This window comes from Sphingomonas sp. GC_Shp_5 (assembly GCF_026540855.1).
Classification (GTDB): Bacteria; Pseudomonadota; Alphaproteobacteria; order Sphingomonadales; family Sphingomonadaceae; genus Sphingomonas.
Map to the genome: position 1 here is coordinate 24,342 of NZ_JALNUP010000029.1, position 14,716 is coordinate 39,057.

General features: G+C 68.7%; 14 protein-coding genes and 1 tRNA gene. 9 read left to right on the forward strand and 6 right to left on the reverse strand.

Features of this window, described 5'->3' with window-relative positions:
* The first annotated feature begins 11 nt into the window (after positions 1 to 11).
* From OXR60_RS17640 to OXR60_RS17655, 4 genes are all read left to right on the forward strand, one after another.
* Entirely contained in the window at positions 12 to 1,919 is a 1,908-nt protein-coding gene (locus OXR60_RS17640) for a potassium transporter Kup (RefSeq protein ID WP_267397290.1), read from the forward strand.
* Positions 1,916 to 2,443 carry a 2'-5' RNA ligase family protein gene (locus tag OXR60_RS17645; RefSeq protein WP_267397276.1) on the forward strand — a complete coding sequence of 176 codons (528 nt, stop codon included), beginning with the start codon at positions 1,916 to 1,918 and terminating at the stop codon, positions 2,441 to 2,443. The genes OXR60_RS17640 and OXR60_RS17645 overlap by 4 nt, the downstream gene beginning before the upstream one ends.
* A 45-nt stretch (positions 2,444 to 2,488) precedes the next feature.
* Positions 2,489 to 2,565: transfer RNA gene (locus tag OXR60_RS17650), tRNA-Met, on the forward strand.
* A gap of 90 nt (positions 2,566 to 2,655) precedes the next feature.
* Positions 2,656 to 2,952, forward strand: coding sequence for a hypothetical protein (locus OXR60_RS17655; protein WP_267397277.1), 297 nt, complete (start codon positions 2,656 to 2,658; stop codon positions 2,950 to 2,952).
* Here OXR60_RS17655 and fdhD read toward each other — a convergent pair.
* Genes fdhD through OXR60_RS17670 form a run of 3 tightly spaced genes read right to left on the reverse strand, consistent with a single transcriptional unit; the run spans position 2,949 to position 6,525 of the window.
* The gene (gene fdhD / locus OXR60_RS17660) at positions 2,949 to 3,746 is read right to left on the reverse strand and encodes a formate dehydrogenase accessory sulfurtransferase FdhD (protein WP_267397278.1); all 798 of its coding nucleotides are present in this window, start codon (positions 3,744 to 3,746) and stop codon (positions 2,949 to 2,951) included. The genes OXR60_RS17655 and fdhD overlap by 4 nt on opposite strands.
* Positions 3,743 to 4,276, reverse strand: coding sequence for a molybdenum cofactor guanylyltransferase (locus OXR60_RS17665; protein ID WP_267397291.1), 534 nt, complete (start codon positions 4,274 to 4,276; stop codon positions 3,743 to 3,745). The genes fdhD and OXR60_RS17665 overlap by 4 nt, the downstream gene beginning before the upstream one ends.
* Complete coding sequence (locus OXR60_RS17670) at positions 4,243 to 6,525, reverse strand: FdhF/YdeP family oxidoreductase (protein ID WP_267397279.1); 2,283 nt, start codon at positions 6,523 to 6,525, stop codon at positions 4,243 to 4,245. Before OXR60_RS17670 ends, OXR60_RS17665 begins: the two co-directional genes overlap by 34 nt.
* A 155-nt stretch (positions 6,526 to 6,680) precedes the next feature.
* Here OXR60_RS17670 and trxB point away from each other — a divergent pair, with 155 nt between their 5' ends.
* A complete protein-coding gene (gene trxB, locus OXR60_RS17675) occupies positions 6,681 to 7,649 on the forward strand; it encodes a thioredoxin-disulfide reductase (protein WP_267397280.1) in 969 nt (322 codons plus the stop codon).
* Positions 7,650 to 7,919: 270 nt separating this feature from the next.
* On the opposite strand, the gene OXR60_RS17680 is transcribed toward trxB, so the two are convergent.
* The 3 genes from OXR60_RS17680 to OXR60_RS17690 are packed head-to-tail and all read right to left on the reverse strand — an operon-like array spanning position 7,920 to position 9,670.
* Positions 7,920 to 8,699: a hydrolase 1, exosortase A system-associated gene (locus tag OXR60_RS17680; RefSeq protein ID WP_267397281.1), complete on the reverse strand. Its 780-nt coding sequence runs from the start codon at positions 8,697 to 8,699 to the stop codon at positions 7,920 to 7,922.
* Entirely contained in the window at positions 8,687 to 9,400 is a 714-nt protein-coding gene (locus tag OXR60_RS17685; RefSeq protein ID WP_267397282.1) for a hypothetical protein, read from the reverse strand. The genes OXR60_RS17680 and OXR60_RS17685 overlap by 13 nt, the downstream gene beginning before the upstream one ends.
* Before the next feature lie 12 nt (positions 9,401 to 9,412).
* Positions 9,413 to 9,670, reverse strand: coding sequence for an acyl carrier protein (locus OXR60_RS17690; RefSeq protein WP_267397283.1), 258 nt, complete (start codon positions 9,668 to 9,670; stop codon positions 9,413 to 9,415).
* A gap of 101 nt (positions 9,671 to 9,771) precedes the next feature.
* Here OXR60_RS17690 and OXR60_RS17695 point away from each other — a divergent pair, with 101 nt between their 5' ends.
* The 4 genes from OXR60_RS17695 to OXR60_RS17710 all read left to right on the forward strand — a co-directional run.
* Complete coding sequence (locus tag OXR60_RS17695; protein ID WP_267397284.1) at positions 9,772 to 11,265, forward strand: AMP-binding protein; 1,494 nt, start codon at positions 9,772 to 9,774, stop codon at positions 11,263 to 11,265.
* Entirely contained in the window at positions 11,262 to 12,473 is a 1,212-nt protein-coding gene (locus OXR60_RS17700) for a pyridoxal-dependent decarboxylase, exosortase A system-associated (RefSeq protein ID WP_267397285.1), read from the forward strand. The genes OXR60_RS17695 and OXR60_RS17700 overlap by 4 nt, the downstream gene beginning before the upstream one ends.
* Before the next feature lie 96 nt (positions 12,474 to 12,569).
* Positions 12,570 to 13,214 carry an XrtA/PEP-CTERM system exopolysaccharide export protein gene (locus tag OXR60_RS17705; RefSeq protein ID WP_267397286.1) on the forward strand — a complete coding sequence of 215 codons (645 nt, stop codon included), beginning with the start codon at positions 12,570 to 12,572 and terminating at the stop codon, positions 13,212 to 13,214.
* Between the two features lie 13 nt (positions 13,215 to 13,227).
* The coding region (locus OXR60_RS17710; RefSeq protein WP_267397288.1) for an XrtA system polysaccharide chain length determinant at positions 13,228 to 14,716 on the forward strand (1,489 nt) is incomplete at its 3' end.

Consider the following 14,716-nt stretch of genomic DNA (forward strand, 5'->3'; position numbering starts at 1 on the left):
GCGAGCCCGCAATGGCCGCGCTGCCGGCAGCGCGCGACGAAGACAGCCATGGCCACGGCCATAGCGAGGGCATGCTCAAGCTCGCCGTGGGCGCGATCGGCATCGTCTTCGGCGATATCGGCACCAGTCCGCTCTACGCCTTTCGCGAGACCTTCGCCGGCCACCACAAGCTGACGCTCGATCCCGCGCACATCATGGGCGTGATTAGCCTGATGTTCTGGTCGATGATGATCGTGGTGACGATCAAATATGTCGTGATCATCATGCGGGCCGACAACAAGGGCGAAGGCGGCAGCCTCGCGCTGCTCGCGCTTGTCTCGGGTCGCACCAAGAGCAAGCGCTGGTCCGCCGGCATTATCCTGCTCGGCGTGTTTGCGACGTCGCTATTCTACGGCGACAGCATGATCACTCCCGCGGTGACGGTGCTCGGCGCCGTCGAGGGCCTGGCGATCGCCGCGCCCGCCTTTACCAACCTCGTGCTGCCGATCGTGATTGCGATCCTGATCGCGCTGTTCTGGGTGCAGAAGAGCGGCACCGCGCGGATCGGGCTGGTGTTCGGGCCGATCATGCTGGTGTATTTCACCGTGATCGCCGTGCTCGGCCTGCTCAGCGTCGCCAAGACGCCCGGCGTGCTGTGGGCGCTGTCGCCGCATTATGCGGTGGAGTTCTTCCTGATCGACCCGGTCCGCGCCTTCCTGGCGTTGGGATCGGTGGTGCTCGCCGTCACCGGCGCCGAGGCACTCTATGCCGACATGGGGCATTTCGGGCGCAGGCCGATCGGCCTGTCATGGCTGGTGTTCGTGCTGCCGGCGCTGATGTGCAACTATATGGGGCAGGGGGCGCTGCTGTTCCGCGAGGGCAGCGCGGCGTTGCGGAGTCCATTCTACATGCTGGCGCCGGACAATCTGCAGCTGCCGCTGGTGCTGCTGGCGACGATGGCGGCGATCATCGCCAGCCAGGCGGTGATCTCGGGCGCCTTCTCGGTGACGCAGCAGGCGATCCAGCTCGGCTTCATGCCGCGGCTGCGCATCGAGCATACCAGCGCCGCGACCGCAGGGCAGATCTACATCCCGCTGGTCAATTGGGCGCTGATGACGATGGTCATCCTGCTGGTGCTGTTCTTCCGCACCTCGTCCAACCTCACCTCGGCCTATGGCATCGCCGTCACCGGTGCGATGTTCATCGATTCGTGCCTGCTCGGCGTGGCGTTGACCCGGCTGTGGAACTGGCCGCGCTATGCCGCTTATCCGCTGCTCGCGGTGTTCTTCCTGGTCGATGGCGCCTATTTCACCGCCAATCTCACCAAGGTGCCCGACGGCGGCTGGTTCCCGCTGCTGGTCGGGCTGATCATCTTCACCTTCCTCACTACCTGGTCGAAGGGGCGCAAGCTGATGATGGAGCGGCTCCACGAGGCGGCGATGCCGATCAAGGTATTCATCACCTCGGCCGCGAGCTCCGCCAGCCGGGTGCCGGGTACCGCGGTGTTCATGACGTCGGCGTCGGACGGCGTGCCGCACGCGCTGCTGCACAACCTCAAGCACAACAAGGTGCTCCACGAGCGGGTGATCCTGCTCACCGTCAAGATCGTCGGCCAGCCTTACTGGCCCGAGGCGGAACGTGCCGATCGCCAGCCGATGGGCGAGGGCTTCTACCGCCTGGTGCTGCGCTACGGCTTTATGGAGGAAGTGGACGTTCCCGCCGCGCTCCATCGCGTCCATGAGTGTGGCAGCGACTTCAAGATGATGGACACCAGCTTCTTCCTGTCGCGGCAAACGCTGTTGCCGTCGGAACGGCCCGGCATGATGATCTGGCGCGAGAAGCTGTTCGCGTGGATGCTGCGCAACGCCGAAAGCGCGATGGAGTTCTTCCGGCTTCCCACCAACCGCGTGGTCGAGCTCGGCAGCCAGGTGGAGATTTGACTCCCGCGCGCGCTGGCAGCGGCGCGGCACCGATCATCGTCACCGCGCTGCTCGGGCGGCGTGACCAGGGCTGGTTCGATGCGCAGCGGGCGGAATTCTTCCCGCCCGAGCGCAACCAGCTCGCGGCGCACCTGACGATGTTCCACCATCTGCCGCCGTCGAGCGAGGCCGAGCTCAAGCACCGGCTGGTCGAGGAGACACGTGGGGTACGGGCGCCGCCAGCGCGGGTCGGCGGGCTGATGTCGCTCGGCCGCGGAGTCGCCTATCGGATCGAGGCGCCGGGGCTGGTCGCCATCCGCCAAGCGCTCGTCGAAGCCTTTACGGGGCTGCTGACGCCGCAGGATGCGGCGGGGTGGCGCCCGCACATCACCATCCAGAACAAGGTCCAGCCCGCCATCGCCAAGGTGCTGATGGCGACGCTGTCGCGCGATTTCGCCCCGCGCGACATCGAGATCGCGGGTCTTGCCACCTGGTGGTACCGCGGCGGGCCGTGGGAGCCGCTGTCTCGTCACATGTTCGCTTGACGATGCCGTCGTTCCGCTCTTATAGGCGCCGCTCCCAATCGGTAGGGCGGAGTAGCTCAGCTGGTTAGAGCACGGGAATCATAATCCTGGGGTCGGGGGTTCAAGTCCCTCCTCCGCTACCATTGGGCTACCTTACCAGCGCGAACGCTTCGTCAATCTTTGCCGGCCAAGATGCCGGCATCAGCCTCCGTGAGGCGTGGCAGAAGACGGGCATGGCGTACCACTTTCCCAACGAACGGCGCAGGATCGAGCGCCGCCAGCATCCGAGCCCAGCTTATGCCGGCCCGGAGCGGCGGCTTGCCGAACGCCGCAACACCGAGGTGAAGCTGGTTCGCGACAAGCAGCCGATCAACCGCACATTGCTATGGGCGGCGGTGCTCACCGTTCTGGTGGTGGTCGATGCGAGCTGCCTCGATGGCTATTATCGGCACCAGTTCCTCAGCTGGTTCGACGGCTTGTTCGACGGCATTCGCTATTGGTCTGCGCATCTGTGGGGCTGGGAGCGCTAGGCGAACGCCGCGAAGGGATCATTGAGCACCAGGATCGAATCGCCGCGGGCAAGCGCGGTGAGCGTGAGGCCGTGCTCGCGGGCATGATCGATCGCCATGCTGGTGGGGGCCGAGATGCCGACCAGCATCGGCGTCGCCGCGACCAACGCCTTGTCGACCATCTCGAAGCTGATCCGCGACGTGACGAGGATGAAGCCGCGGCGGCCGGCATCACCGCGCTGCGCGAGCGTGCCCACCAGCTTGTCGAGCGCATTGTGGCGGCCTACGTCCTCGCAGGCGGCGAGAATCGCGCCCGCGTCATCGCAGGCCGCGGCGGCATGGACCGCGCCGGTGAGCGCGTTGAGCGGCTGGTGGGCGCGCAGGCCGCCGAGCGCCGCGAACAGCGCAGATGGCTTGGCGAGCGGCGCGGCAGGGACGGTGGTGACCGGGCGGCGCAGCTGCTCGAGCCCCGAGATGCCGCACAGGCCGCAGCTGGAGTCGCTGGTGCGGTGGCGGACACGATCATGGATGCGGCCGGCGCAGCGCGGCGCGAGGATGACGCGGACGATCCAGCCGGCCTCGGCCTCGAACGGCTCGACCGCGACGACGTCGGCGGCGCTATCCGCCAGCCGCTCGGTGAGCATGAAGCCGACCGCGAACGCCTCGAGATCGACGGGCGTCATCATCATCACCGCATAGCCGAGGCCATCGACCTCGATCGCTACCGGCGCCTCGACCGCGACCTCGCGGCTGCCGGGGGTGGCGCTGCCATCGGGGCGAAGGACGAGGGTCGGTTCGTGGCGGGTAGGCGTCATAGCGCCGTGAGGTCGGCCGGGGTGTTGATGTTGGCAAGGGGAACGGGCGAATCGATCGGGACGGCGCCGATCATTCGTGCCCAGCGCCGCACCGAGCGGTCCTCGCCGCGGTCGAGATGGGCGAGGAGCTGGGCGCCGACTGCCGCGGGCCAGTGACCGATCACGGGGGCGTCCGCGCAATAGGCGGGCGCGCGGCGGAGCAGCGCTTCGATCAGCCCGGGAGGCACGCTCGGCATGTCGCAGGGCAGGGTGAGGACGCTGGCGAAGCCGTGGTCGGCCGCATGATCGAGCGCGGCGGCGATGCCGCCGAGCGGGCCGAGGCCGGGCGCGGGGAGATCGGGGACGCCCTCGGCGCGGCCGATCACGATCACGGCATCGGCGCTAACTTCACCAACTTCGCGCATATGCGCCAACAACGGCCGGCCCCTAAATAGGGCAGTAGCCTTGTCTGACCCGAAGCGGCTGGAGCGTCCGCCGGCAAGGATGGCCGCGAGGATCAGGACGCTTTCTCCACCCGGACCGGCACGGATTTTGCCGCCGGAACATGGCTTTCCGTGGCATGGTGACCAACCGGTATGAGGATGTTGCACTCGGGATAATAAGCGCCGATGCAGCCTGCGGGGATGTCGTAGGGCACCACCAGCAGCCCGGACACGCGCCGGTCGCCATTGTCGCCGGCGTCGCCGACCAGATCGACCTTGTCATGCCCGGCAAGGCCCATGCGAGCCATGTCGGCGCGGTTCATCAGCACCACGTCGCGGGTGCCGTTGATGCCGCGGAAGCGATCCGAATAGCCGTAGATGGTGGTGTTGAACTGGTCGTTGGAGCGCAGCGTCATCAGCCGGAAGCGGCCGGCGGATTCGGCAAAGCCGGTGGCGTTGAGCGCCTTGGGGATGTTGATCTCGGCCTTGCCGCTCTCAGTGAGCCACTGGCGATGTGCGGCTTCAACGCCCTTCCAGAAGCCGCCGGGAGTCCACATCCGCTCGTTGAAGCGGGAGAATTTGTCCGGATAGGTGACCTCGATCGCGTCGCGGATCGCGCCATAATCGGCGACCCAGGCGTCCCAGTCGAGCTTGGGATTGGGCGCGAGCGTCGCCTTGGCGATACCCGCCAGGATCGCCGGTTCGGACAGGAGCGTCTCTGCCGCCGGAGTCGCGCGGCCGCGCGAGCCGTAGATGCGGCTGAACGAATCCTCCATCGTCACCGCCTGGGCGCCGGCGGCCTGCTCGTCGGTCTCGATCCGGCCGAGGCAGGGCAGCAGATAGCAGGTCTTGCCGGGCAGCAGATGGGTGCGGTTGAGCTTGGTGGCGATGGTGACGGTGAGATCGAGATCGCGCCAGCCGGGCTCGATCTCGGCTGTATCGGGCACCGCGCGCGCGAGGTTGCCGCCGAGGCCGATATACGCCTGTGCCTCGCGCTTGACGATCGCCTCGCATGCCGCGACCGTGTCCCAGCCCTTGTCGCGCGGCGGCTCGAAGCCGAACTGCTCGGCGATCCGGTCGAGCGGCACCAGCTCGGGCTTTTCGGTGATGCCGACGGTGCGCTGGCCCTGGACGTTGGAATGGCCGCGCACCGGGCCCAGGCCGGCACCCGGCTTGCCGATGTTGCCGCGCAGCAGCATCATGTTGACGACCATGTGGACGTTGTCGATGCCGCCGACATGCTGGGTGAGGCCCATGCCATAGACGGCGATCACCCGCTGCGAACGGGCATAGACCGCGCCCGCGGCCTCGAGGTCAGCGCGGGCGAGGCCGCTCTCGCGCTCGATCTCGGTCCAGCTGGTCGCGCGCGCCTTGGCCGCGAAGGCGTCAAAGCCCTTGGTGTGCTCGGCCAGGAAGGCATGATCGAGCACTGCCGGGGCGTTGTTTTTACGAGCCTTGTCATCGGCTTCGATGACAAACTTGCAGATGCCCATCAAGGCGGCGATGTCGCCGCCGGCCTTTACCTGATGATATTGGCTGGCGATCGGGGTGGACTTGCCGGTCGCCATCTCGAGCGGGTTCTGCGGATCGGTGAAGCGCTCGAGCCCGCGTTCCTTGAGCGGGTTGAACACGACGATCTCGACGCCGCGCTTGGCGCAGCTGCGCAGCGGGTGGAGAAAACGCGGGCTGTTCACGCCTGGATTCTGGCCGAAATAGAAGATCGCATCGCATTCGTCGTAGTCGGCGAGATGGATGGTGCCGACCGGCGACCCGATCGCCGACTTGAGCCCGACCGAGGTGGTCTCGTGGCACATGTTGGACGAATCCGGCAGGTTCTGGCTGCCGTACATCCGCGCGATCAGCCCCCACATATACGAGGTCTCCAGGCTGGCACGGCCGGAGGCGTAGAACACCACCTTCTTGGGATCGTAGGTCTTGAGATGGGCGCCGATGTCGGCGAAGGCTTCCTCCCAGCTTACCGCAACATAGCGGTCGCTGCTCGCATCATATCTGAGCGGATGGGTGAGCCGGCCGGCCTGTTCGAGATCATAGTCCTTCCACGTGCGCAGCTCGGTGACGGTATGTTCGGCGAAGAAGGCCGGGGTGTTGCGATAGCTGGTCAGCTCCCAGGCAGTGGCCTTGGCGCCATTCTCGCAGAATTCGGCGATGTGCGGGTGCGCGGGTTTGCCCCAGGCGCAGCTCACGCACATGAAGCCGCCGGGTTTGTTCTGGCGGGTGAGTTCGCGCGCGGTTTCGGGCCCGACCTTTTCGCGGATGCTGATCTCCGCGACCGACTTCATCGATCCCCAGCCGCCTGCTGGTCCGGTATATGGCTCGGTATCGATCTTATCGGTCACGCTTTACCCTCCTCTGCCGGTTGAACGCCGCGGCCCAGTTTTCGATGCAGCGCCAACAGATTTCCCTGCGGTTCAAATTAGGCTGCGCATCGCCTAGATCAGGGATGATTCTTCCCACGTCCGTTCGTCACCCCCGTCCACCACAAGGCCGTTCCATGACCACCCACTCGACCCGCATGCTCATCCTCGGCTCCGGCCCGGCCGGGCTTTCTGCCGCCATCTACGGCGCGCGCGCCGGGATGAACCCGATCGTGGTGCAGGGCATCCAGCCGGGCGGGCAGCTCACCACCACCACCGATGTCGAGAATTACCCGGGCTTTGCCGAGGTGATCCAGGGGCCGTGGCTGATGGAGCAGATGCAGAAGCAGGCCGAGCATGTCGGCACGCGGATGATGTGGGACACGATCGTTGAGGTCGATCTGTCGCGGCGGCCGTTCCGGCTGATCGGCGATGGCGGCGACGTCTATGAGGGCGAGGTGCTGGTGATCGCCACCGGTGCGCAGGCCAAGTGGCTGGGGATCGACAGCGAGGAGCCGATGAAGGGCAAGGGCGTCTCCGCCTGTGCGACCTGCGACGGCTTCTTCTATCGCGGCAAGAAGGTGGCGGTGATCGGCGGCGGCAACACCGCGGTGGAGGAGGCGCTGTACCTCACCAACCATTCGCCCGACGTGACCCTGATCCACCGCCGCGACAGCCTGCGCGCCGAGCGAATCTTGCAGGAGCGGCTGCACGCCCATCCGGGGATCACCGTGCTGTGGAACAAGGAAGTGCGCGCATTCGTCGACGGCGGCGGCACCGCAGGGCTGGTCGCGCTGACGCTCGAGGACACGGTGACCGGCGAGCATAGCCGGCTGGACGTCGACGGCGGCTTCGTCGCGATCGGCCATCACCCGGCGACCGAGCTGTTCCGCGGCCATCTCGATCTCGACAGCGACGGCTATGTCGCGGTGGAGACGGGATCGACGCGGACCAGCGTGCCGGGCGTATTCGCCTGCGGCGATGTCGCCGATAAGGTGTACCGCCAGGCGGTAACCGCGGCCGGCACCGGCTGCATGGCGGCGCTGGACGCCGAGCGCTTCCTGGCGGCGGCGGAGTTCGCCGAGCTGGCCGAGGCGGCTGAATAAGCTTCTGGATTTGATGATCGCGCGAAGGCGCGATGGCGCGAAGAACGGGTTGCGGGGCGCCTTCGTCACGCCGGTGCAAGTCCGGGGTGACGAGGCATGTGGTGGGCGGCTAGTTCGAATCGCCGCGAAGCGGTTCGAGCTCGGCTGGTGGATCAGGCAACGACTGATGCTGGCGCCGCATCTTTGCGCCTTCGCGCCTTCGCGCGGACATCCTTTTTCTTGATCCGAACGGCTTGCGGCGGGAGATCCCAGCGTTCGCTGGGATGACGATTAGGCGGTGGCGGCCAGCGCGGCTGTTATGGCGCCGTGGAGTTGGTGCTGGTCGGCTTCGCGGGCGAAGCTGTGGGAATCTGTGTCGATGATCGTCGTTCTGGTCGGCGCGCCGGTGGCCGCGGCCTGGTAGGCGATCGCGGTGGCGTCGCCTGCGGCGAGGAGGATGTGGGCGCTCTCGCCCCAGGTGGCGATGGCCTCGGCCACGCGTCGACCCAGGCCGTCGGGTTGCGAGGATGTGGTAGCCAGCTTCTTCAAGCCTTTGACAAGCCTCGCTAAATCAATCCCGCCGCTAATCAGCCGCCGCCAGGTGGCGGGGTCGCGCAGGCGCTCGCGGTAGCGGGCGCGGATCGCGGCGGCGGGGGGGAGATCGTCGGGCTGGTCGATCACCCAGGGGTTGGCGAGGAGCAGCCGGTCGATACCGGCATCGCGGCCGAACAGGGCAAGCGTGCTGGCGGCGTCGCAATTGCCGAAGCCGAGCAGCGTGTCGAGCTGCGGCGCCTCGGCGCGAAAGGCGGCGGCGGCGGCGATCAGGTCGGCCCGGGCACCGAGGAAGCCGCGATTGTCACCGGTCGAATCGCCGATGCCACGGCGGTCGTAGCGGAACACCGGATGGCCCGCGGCGGCGATGCGCGCGGCGAGCATCGCCATGCCACGGTGGGCGCCGATCCGGGGCTCGTTGCCGCCCGAAACGATCAGCAGGCCGGTGCGGCCGGGGGCGGGATCGAGCGTGGCGACCAGCGTCTCGCCCGCGCACGGAAAGGCAGTCAGGCGGCGCATGCGGCAAGCCACTGGGCGATGTCGTCGGCGAGCAGGGCGGCGAGCGCAGGGTCGTCACCTGGTTCGGTGCGGCGCCACAGCGGGGCGGCGTCGATCCTGCGGTCGGCCGGCGCGGGGTCGGTGGCGAGGCGAATCACGCGGCGGGGGACGCCGGGCTGGTCGAAGGGTGTTGCGCCGGCGAAGGACGCGAGCAGCGGCGGGGACAGGCGGTTGCCCGCGATCTCGATCGGCCCGGCGCCCGGGTCCGTCATCGCCTCGGCGCCGCCGCGCTGGCCGGCGGCCTGCCAGACCCGCCGCAGCTCGCGGAGCAGCTCGTCGCCGGTTTGCGGGCTAAACCGCCAGCGGCCGCCGAGCCGGGCCTGGGTATCGAGCAGCGCGCCGCTGCGGATGCCGAGCGTATAGACCTGGCTGCCTTCGGCGTCGCAGCGATCGGCCAGCGCTGCGACGGCCTCGGTCATCGCCGCGACAGTCAGCGCGGCGAGCGGCACGAGGCTTTCGCCTTGCCCCGGCAGATCGGGCAGCAGGCCGGCAATGCCGCGGTCGGCGAGTTTGCGCAGCAGGCCGACGGTGAAGGTGCGGGTGCGGTTGGCTTCCTCGAACAGCGGCAGCAGCGCGATGACCACCGGGCCATGATCGGGCCCGAACCGCAGCAGCGCCTCGCGGCCGCCGGGCCATTGGTAATGATCGATGCGCGGCGCCATGCCGGGCGGAGGCTAGACCAGCGCCTTGCCCGCGGCAAATGCGACCAGTGCGCCGAACGTCTCGAGCATGTCGCCATCGACCTCGTCATCCTCGATCAGGATGCCGAGCCGGTCCTCGATTTCGGTGAGGACGCCGGCGACCGCCATCGAATCGAGCTCGGGCAATGCGCCGAACAGCGGCGTCGCCGCGGTGAAGGCGGCGGTGCGCTCGGGGGAGAGGCCGAGCACGTCCGCGAGCACCGCGCGGACGGTCTGATCAACCTGGTTCATGCCTTCGGGGAGCAAATCGGGGCCTCGTCGGGATCGATGGTTGTGCGTCGCGATAATCGCCGGGGGTGAATTCGGCAACGGGGAGGCGCTATGAGGGGACGATGATCAGCCTCGACCCCCAGCCCTACCCGATCGATCATGTCCTGCGCGGCGCGGCGCAGGCGGTGGCGCTGGTCGATCGCGCGGGGGACTGGCGCTACGCCGACGTCGAGGCGGCGGTGACGGCGGCGGCAGGATGGCTGGCGGCTCAGGGGCTGGCGCCGGGTGCGCGGGTGGCGAGCTGGCTGCCGAAGACGCGGCTGGCGTGCGTGATGCCGCTCGCCGCGGCGCGGGCGGGCTATGTCCATGTGCCGATCAACCCGGCGCTCCGGCGCGCGCAGGTGGCGCATATCCTCGCCGACAGCGGTGCCGCGCTGCTGGTGACGCAAGGACCGCGGGCGGCAACGCTCGACGCTGTCGACGTGTCGACAACGAGGGTGGTGGACGAGGGCGCGGTGCCGCTCGCGGGCGCCGGGCCGGGGCGGTCGGCGGCCGATCCGGACGTTCTGGCGGCGATCCTCTATACCTCGGGGTCGACCGGGCGACCCAAGGGGGTGATGCTGAGCCACGCCAATCTGTGGCTGGGGGCGATCGCGGTGGCGCATTATCTGGCGCTGGAGCCGGACGATCGCGTGCTCGCGGTGCTGCCGCTGAGCTTTGATTATGGGCAGAACCAATTGCTCTCGACCTGGGCAGCGGGGGCGGCGGTGGCGCCGCTCGATTATCTCACCGCGCGCGACGTGGTGAAGGCGGTCGACCGGGTGGGGGCGACGACGCTCGCCGGGGTGCCGCCGCTGTGGGTGCAGTTGCTCGAGGCGGACTGGCCGGCGCCGACCGCGGCGCGGCTGCGGCGGCTGACCAATTCGGGCGGCGCGCTGACGCCACGGCTGGTGCGGGGGCTGCGCGACCGGTTTGCCGAGGCGCGGCTGTTCGCGATGTACGGGCTGACCGAGGCGTTCCGCTCGACCTATCTCGATCCCGCGCTGATCGATGCCCATCCGCAAGCGATGGGGCGCGCGATCCCCTTTGCCGAGGTGATGGCGGTGGCGGCGGACGGCCGCCGCGCGGTCGGGGTGCCGGGCGAGCTGGTCCATGCCGGGCCGCTGGTGGCGCAGGGCTATTGGCGCGATGCGGCGCGCACCGCACAGCGATTTCGCCCGGCGCCCGATTGGGCCGTGAGCGGAGGCATGGCGGTATGGTCGGGCGACACGGTGATCGAGGGCGCGGACGGCCTGTTCCGCTTCGTCGGGCGCGACGACGAGATGATCAAGTCGGCGGGCAACCGGATCAGCCCGCTCGAGGTGGAGGAAGCGGTGCTCGCCGGCGGCGAGGCGCGCGAGGCGGTGGCGGTGGGGGTCACCGACGAGCGGCTGGGGCAGGCGATCGTGGTGGTGGTGGCGGGCGATCCGGCGGGGGAGGCGGCGCTGCGGGCGCGGTTGCGGACAATGCTGCCGAGCTTCATGCAGCCGGCGCGCTATGCGTGGCGCGACGACCTGCCGCGCAACGCCAATGGCAAGCTCGATCGCGCGGCGATCCGCGCGGAGGTGACGGCATGAAGCCGATGGGCCCGGTACCTGCCGAATTCGCAACCCAGCTGGGCGAGCTGGTGATCGCTGGGCGGCCCGCGCAGGCGTGGGCAAGCGAGACGCCGGTGTTCGTCTATGACCGCGCGATCGTCGCGGCGCGGGTGGCGCGGTTCCGCGCGGCATTTGCGGGGGTCGACCTCCATTATGCGATCAAGGCCAATCCGCTGCCGGCGTTGCTCGCGGTGGTGGCGCCGTGGGTGGACGGGCTCGATGTCGCTTCGGGCGGCGAACTGGCGACGGCGCTGGCGGTGAAGCCGGCGGGCGCGATCAGCTTCGCCGGGCCGGGCAAGCGCGACGACGAATTGCGCGCGGCGGTGGCTGCGGGGGCGGCGCTCAACGTCGAATCGGAGGGCGAGGCGGCGCGGGCGATCGCGATCGGCGAGGCGCTGGGGACGACGCCGCGACTCGCGGTGCGGGTCAACCCCGATGTCGAGCTGCGCGGCTCGGGGATGAAGATGGGTGGCCGGCCATCGCCGTTCGGGGTGGACGCGGTGCGCGCGGCGGCGCTGGTGCGGACCATCATTGCGGCGGGGGCCGACTGGCGGGGCTTTCACATCTATGCGGGCAGCCAGGCGCTCGATCCGCAGGCGATCATGGACACGCAGGCGGCGACGCTGATGCTCGCCGAGCGGCTCACGGAGGAGGCAGGCTTTGTGCCGCCGGTGGTCAATCTGGGCGGCGGCTTTGGCATACCTTATTTTGCGGGCGATCGATCGCTCGATATCGAGATGATCGGTGCCGCTTTGGCGGAGGAACTCGCGCGATGCGATCTCACCGTCGCCGGCACGACGTTCGCAATCGAGCTTGGCCGCTGGCTGGTGGCGGAAGCGGGGGTGTATCTGACCCGGATCGTCGACCGCAAGGAGAGCGGCGGCGAGACCTTCCTCGTCACCGACGGCGGGCTCAACCACCAGCTCGCCGCGTCGGGCAATTTCGGCACGGTGGTGCGGCGCAACTACCCGCTCGCGCTTGCCGCACAGATGGGCGCGGCGGCGAGCGAGACGGTATCGGTGGTGGGGCCGCTGTGCACGCCGCTCGACCGGCTCGGCGACCGCATCGGGCTGCCGCACGGCGCGCCGGGCGATCTGGTCGCGGTGTTCCTGGCGGGCGCCTATGGCGCCTCGGCAAGCCCGGCGGCGTTCCTCGGCCATCCGCCCGCCGCGGAGATCGTCGGCTAAGCGTTCCTAACGCTATCTTCACCTCTCTTACCTCATACCTCCGGATCAAGCCAATCGTGCGCCTGCCGTTCGCGGCGCGCCGACAGGAGACTGACTATGCGTTCCGGGGTTGCCGTCCGTTCCCTCCTCATCGCCGGCCTGGCCGCCTCGACGCTGAGCGCGTGTGCGAGCGACGGCAATCGCCCGCAGCTGCCGCCCGCGAGCTATGTCGCGAGCAAGGAGCAGCCCGGCGAGGAATATGTGATCGGGCCGCTCGACCAGCTCAACATCTTCGTGTGGCGCAACCCGGAACTATCGGCCAAGGTGCAGGTGCGTCCCGATGGCCGCATCACCACGCCGCTGATCAACGACATGCCCGCGGTCGGCAAGACGCCGTCGATGCTCGCCGCCGACATGAAGGCGGCGCTCGGCGACTATGTGAAGGACCCGATCGTCTCCGTCATCGTCGAGAATTTCTCCGGCACCTACAGCCAGCAGGTGCGGATCATCGGCGCGACCGAGAAGCCCGCCTCCATCCCGTATCGCGCCAACATGACGCTGCTCGACGCGATGATCGCGGTGGGCGGGCTCAACCAATATGCCGCGGGCAACAAGGCCAAACTGGTGCGCCACGATCGCAAGACCGGCGAGCAACACGAATATCGGCTGCAGATCGCCGACCTGCTCAAGAAGGGCGACAGCAGCGCCAACGTCGGCCTGCAGCCCGGCGACGTGATCATCATCCCCGAATCGATGTTCTGAGGGGGCCGCGGGGGTGAACGGCATTTACGATGAGGTGCGGCTGGCGCTGCACGCGATTTGGACGCGGCGCTGGCTGGCGCTGGGCGTCGCCTGGGGCGTTTGCGTTCTCGGCTGGTTCGTGGTGTCGCAGATGCCGAGCCGCTACGAATCGCGCGCGCGGGTGTTCGTGCAGATGCAGTCGCTGCTGCCCGCCTCGGTCGATGCGCCCGCGCAGAGCCAGCAGGACAATGTCGACACCATCCGGCAAACGCTGATCTCGGCGGTGAACCTGGAAAAGGTGGTGCGCGGCACCGACCTGGCCAACACCGTGTCGAGCGACCGCGATGTCGCCGACCGGGTGGCCGGGCTCGCCAATGCGATCAAGGTGGACAGCCAGCAGAACAACCTGTTCCAGATCACCACCACCGCCTCCAGCCCCAAGCTGGCGCGATCGATCACCCAGAAGCTGATCGACATCTTCGTCGAGCAGAACCTTGCCGGCGACCGTCGCCAGACCAGCCAGAGCCTGACCTTCCTCAACAAGCAGCTCGACGATCTCACCAAGCAGCTCGCCGACGCGGAGGCCAAGCGCGCCGACTTCCAGAATCGCTATCTCGGCTCGCTACCGGGCACCGGATCGGTAAGCGACCGGATCGGCGCCTCGCGCAGCCAGATGGCGCAGGTGGACGGCGATCTTGCCGCCGCGCAATCGAGCCTCGCCGCGGTGCAGGGCCAGATGGCAGGCACCCAGCAGAGCATCGCCGGCGTCGGTGGGGCGGGCACGGCCGGCCCGGCCCGCGCGCGGCTGATCGCCATCCAGGGCCAGCTGGCCGATGCCCGCGCGCGTGGCTATACCGAGAACCATCCGGACGTGATCGCGCTCAAGAGCCAGCTGGTCGCGGCGCAGGCCGCCGCCCGCAGCGAGCCGCTGACCGGCGGTGGCGCCGGGGGCGGCTCGCCCAACCCGCTGTACCTGTCGCTGCAATCGATGGCCGCCGACAAGCAATCCGCGGTCGCCGCGCTGAAGATGCGCAAGGCGCAGCTGCAGGGCGATCTTGACCAGCTCAACGCGAAGCTCGCAGGCGACCCGCAGGTCGCCGCCGAGCAGGGCCAGATCGACCGCGACTATCAAGTGCTGAAAGATCAATATGATACGCTGCTGACCCAGCGCCAGCAGATCGCGCTGCGCGGTGACGCGCAGAGCCAGACCGATACGGTGAAGTTCAGCGTGATCGACCCGCCGACGACGCCTCGCACGCCCACGGCACCCAACCGGATGCTGCTGCTCACCGGCGTGCTGATCGCCGGGGTCGCCGCCGGGATCGGCGCGGCGTTCGCGATGGGACAGCTCCGCTCCACCTTCGCGACCGGCACCCGGCTCGAGCGCGCCACCGGCATGCCGGTGATCGGCTCGATCGGCGAGGTGGTAACGCGCGCGCAATCGGATCAGCGGGCCAAGCGGCTGAAGCTGTTCCTCGGCGGCGGCGCGGGCCTGGCGGCGGCCTATGTGCTGCTGCTGTTCG

Excerpts from the sequence above, each read along its gene's own strand:
- OXR60_RS17685 (WP_267397282.1), bottom strand. The coding sequence starts at position 9,400 with ATGGCGCCGCGCATCGATCATTACCAATGGCCCGGCGGCCGCGAGGCG.
- trxB (WP_267397280.1), top strand. The coding sequence starts at position 6,681 with ATGACCACCCACTCGACCCGCATGCTCATCCTCGGCTCCGGCCCGGCC.
- OXR60_RS17640 (WP_267397290.1), top strand. The coding sequence starts at position 12 with ATGGCCGCGCTGCCGGCAGCGCGCGACGAAGACAGCCATGGCCACGGC.
- OXR60_RS17690 (WP_267397283.1), bottom strand. The coding sequence starts at position 9,670 with ATGAACCAGGTTGATCAGACCGTCCGCGCGGTGCTCGCGGACGTGCTC.
- OXR60_RS17695 (WP_267397284.1), top strand. The coding sequence starts at position 9,772 with ATGATCAGCCTCGACCCCCAGCCCTACCCGATCGATCATGTCCTGCGC.
- OXR60_RS17700 (WP_267397285.1), top strand. The coding sequence starts at position 11,262 with ATGAAGCCGATGGGCCCGGTACCTGCCGAATTCGCAACCCAGCTGGGC.
- OXR60_RS17680 (WP_267397281.1), bottom strand. The coding sequence starts at position 8,699 with ATGCGCCGCCTGACTGCCTTTCCGTGCGCGGGCGAGACGCTGGTCGCC.
- fdhD (WP_267397278.1), bottom strand. The coding sequence starts at position 3,746 with ATGACGCCTACCCGCCACGAACCGACCCTCGTCCTTCGCCCCGATGGC.
- OXR60_RS17655 (WP_267397277.1), top strand. The coding sequence starts at position 2,656 with ATGGCGTACCACTTTCCCAACGAACGGCGCAGGATCGAGCGCCGCCAG.
- OXR60_RS17705 (WP_267397286.1), top strand. The coding sequence starts at position 12,570 with ATGCGTTCCGGGGTTGCCGTCCGTTCCCTCCTCATCGCCGGCCTGGCC.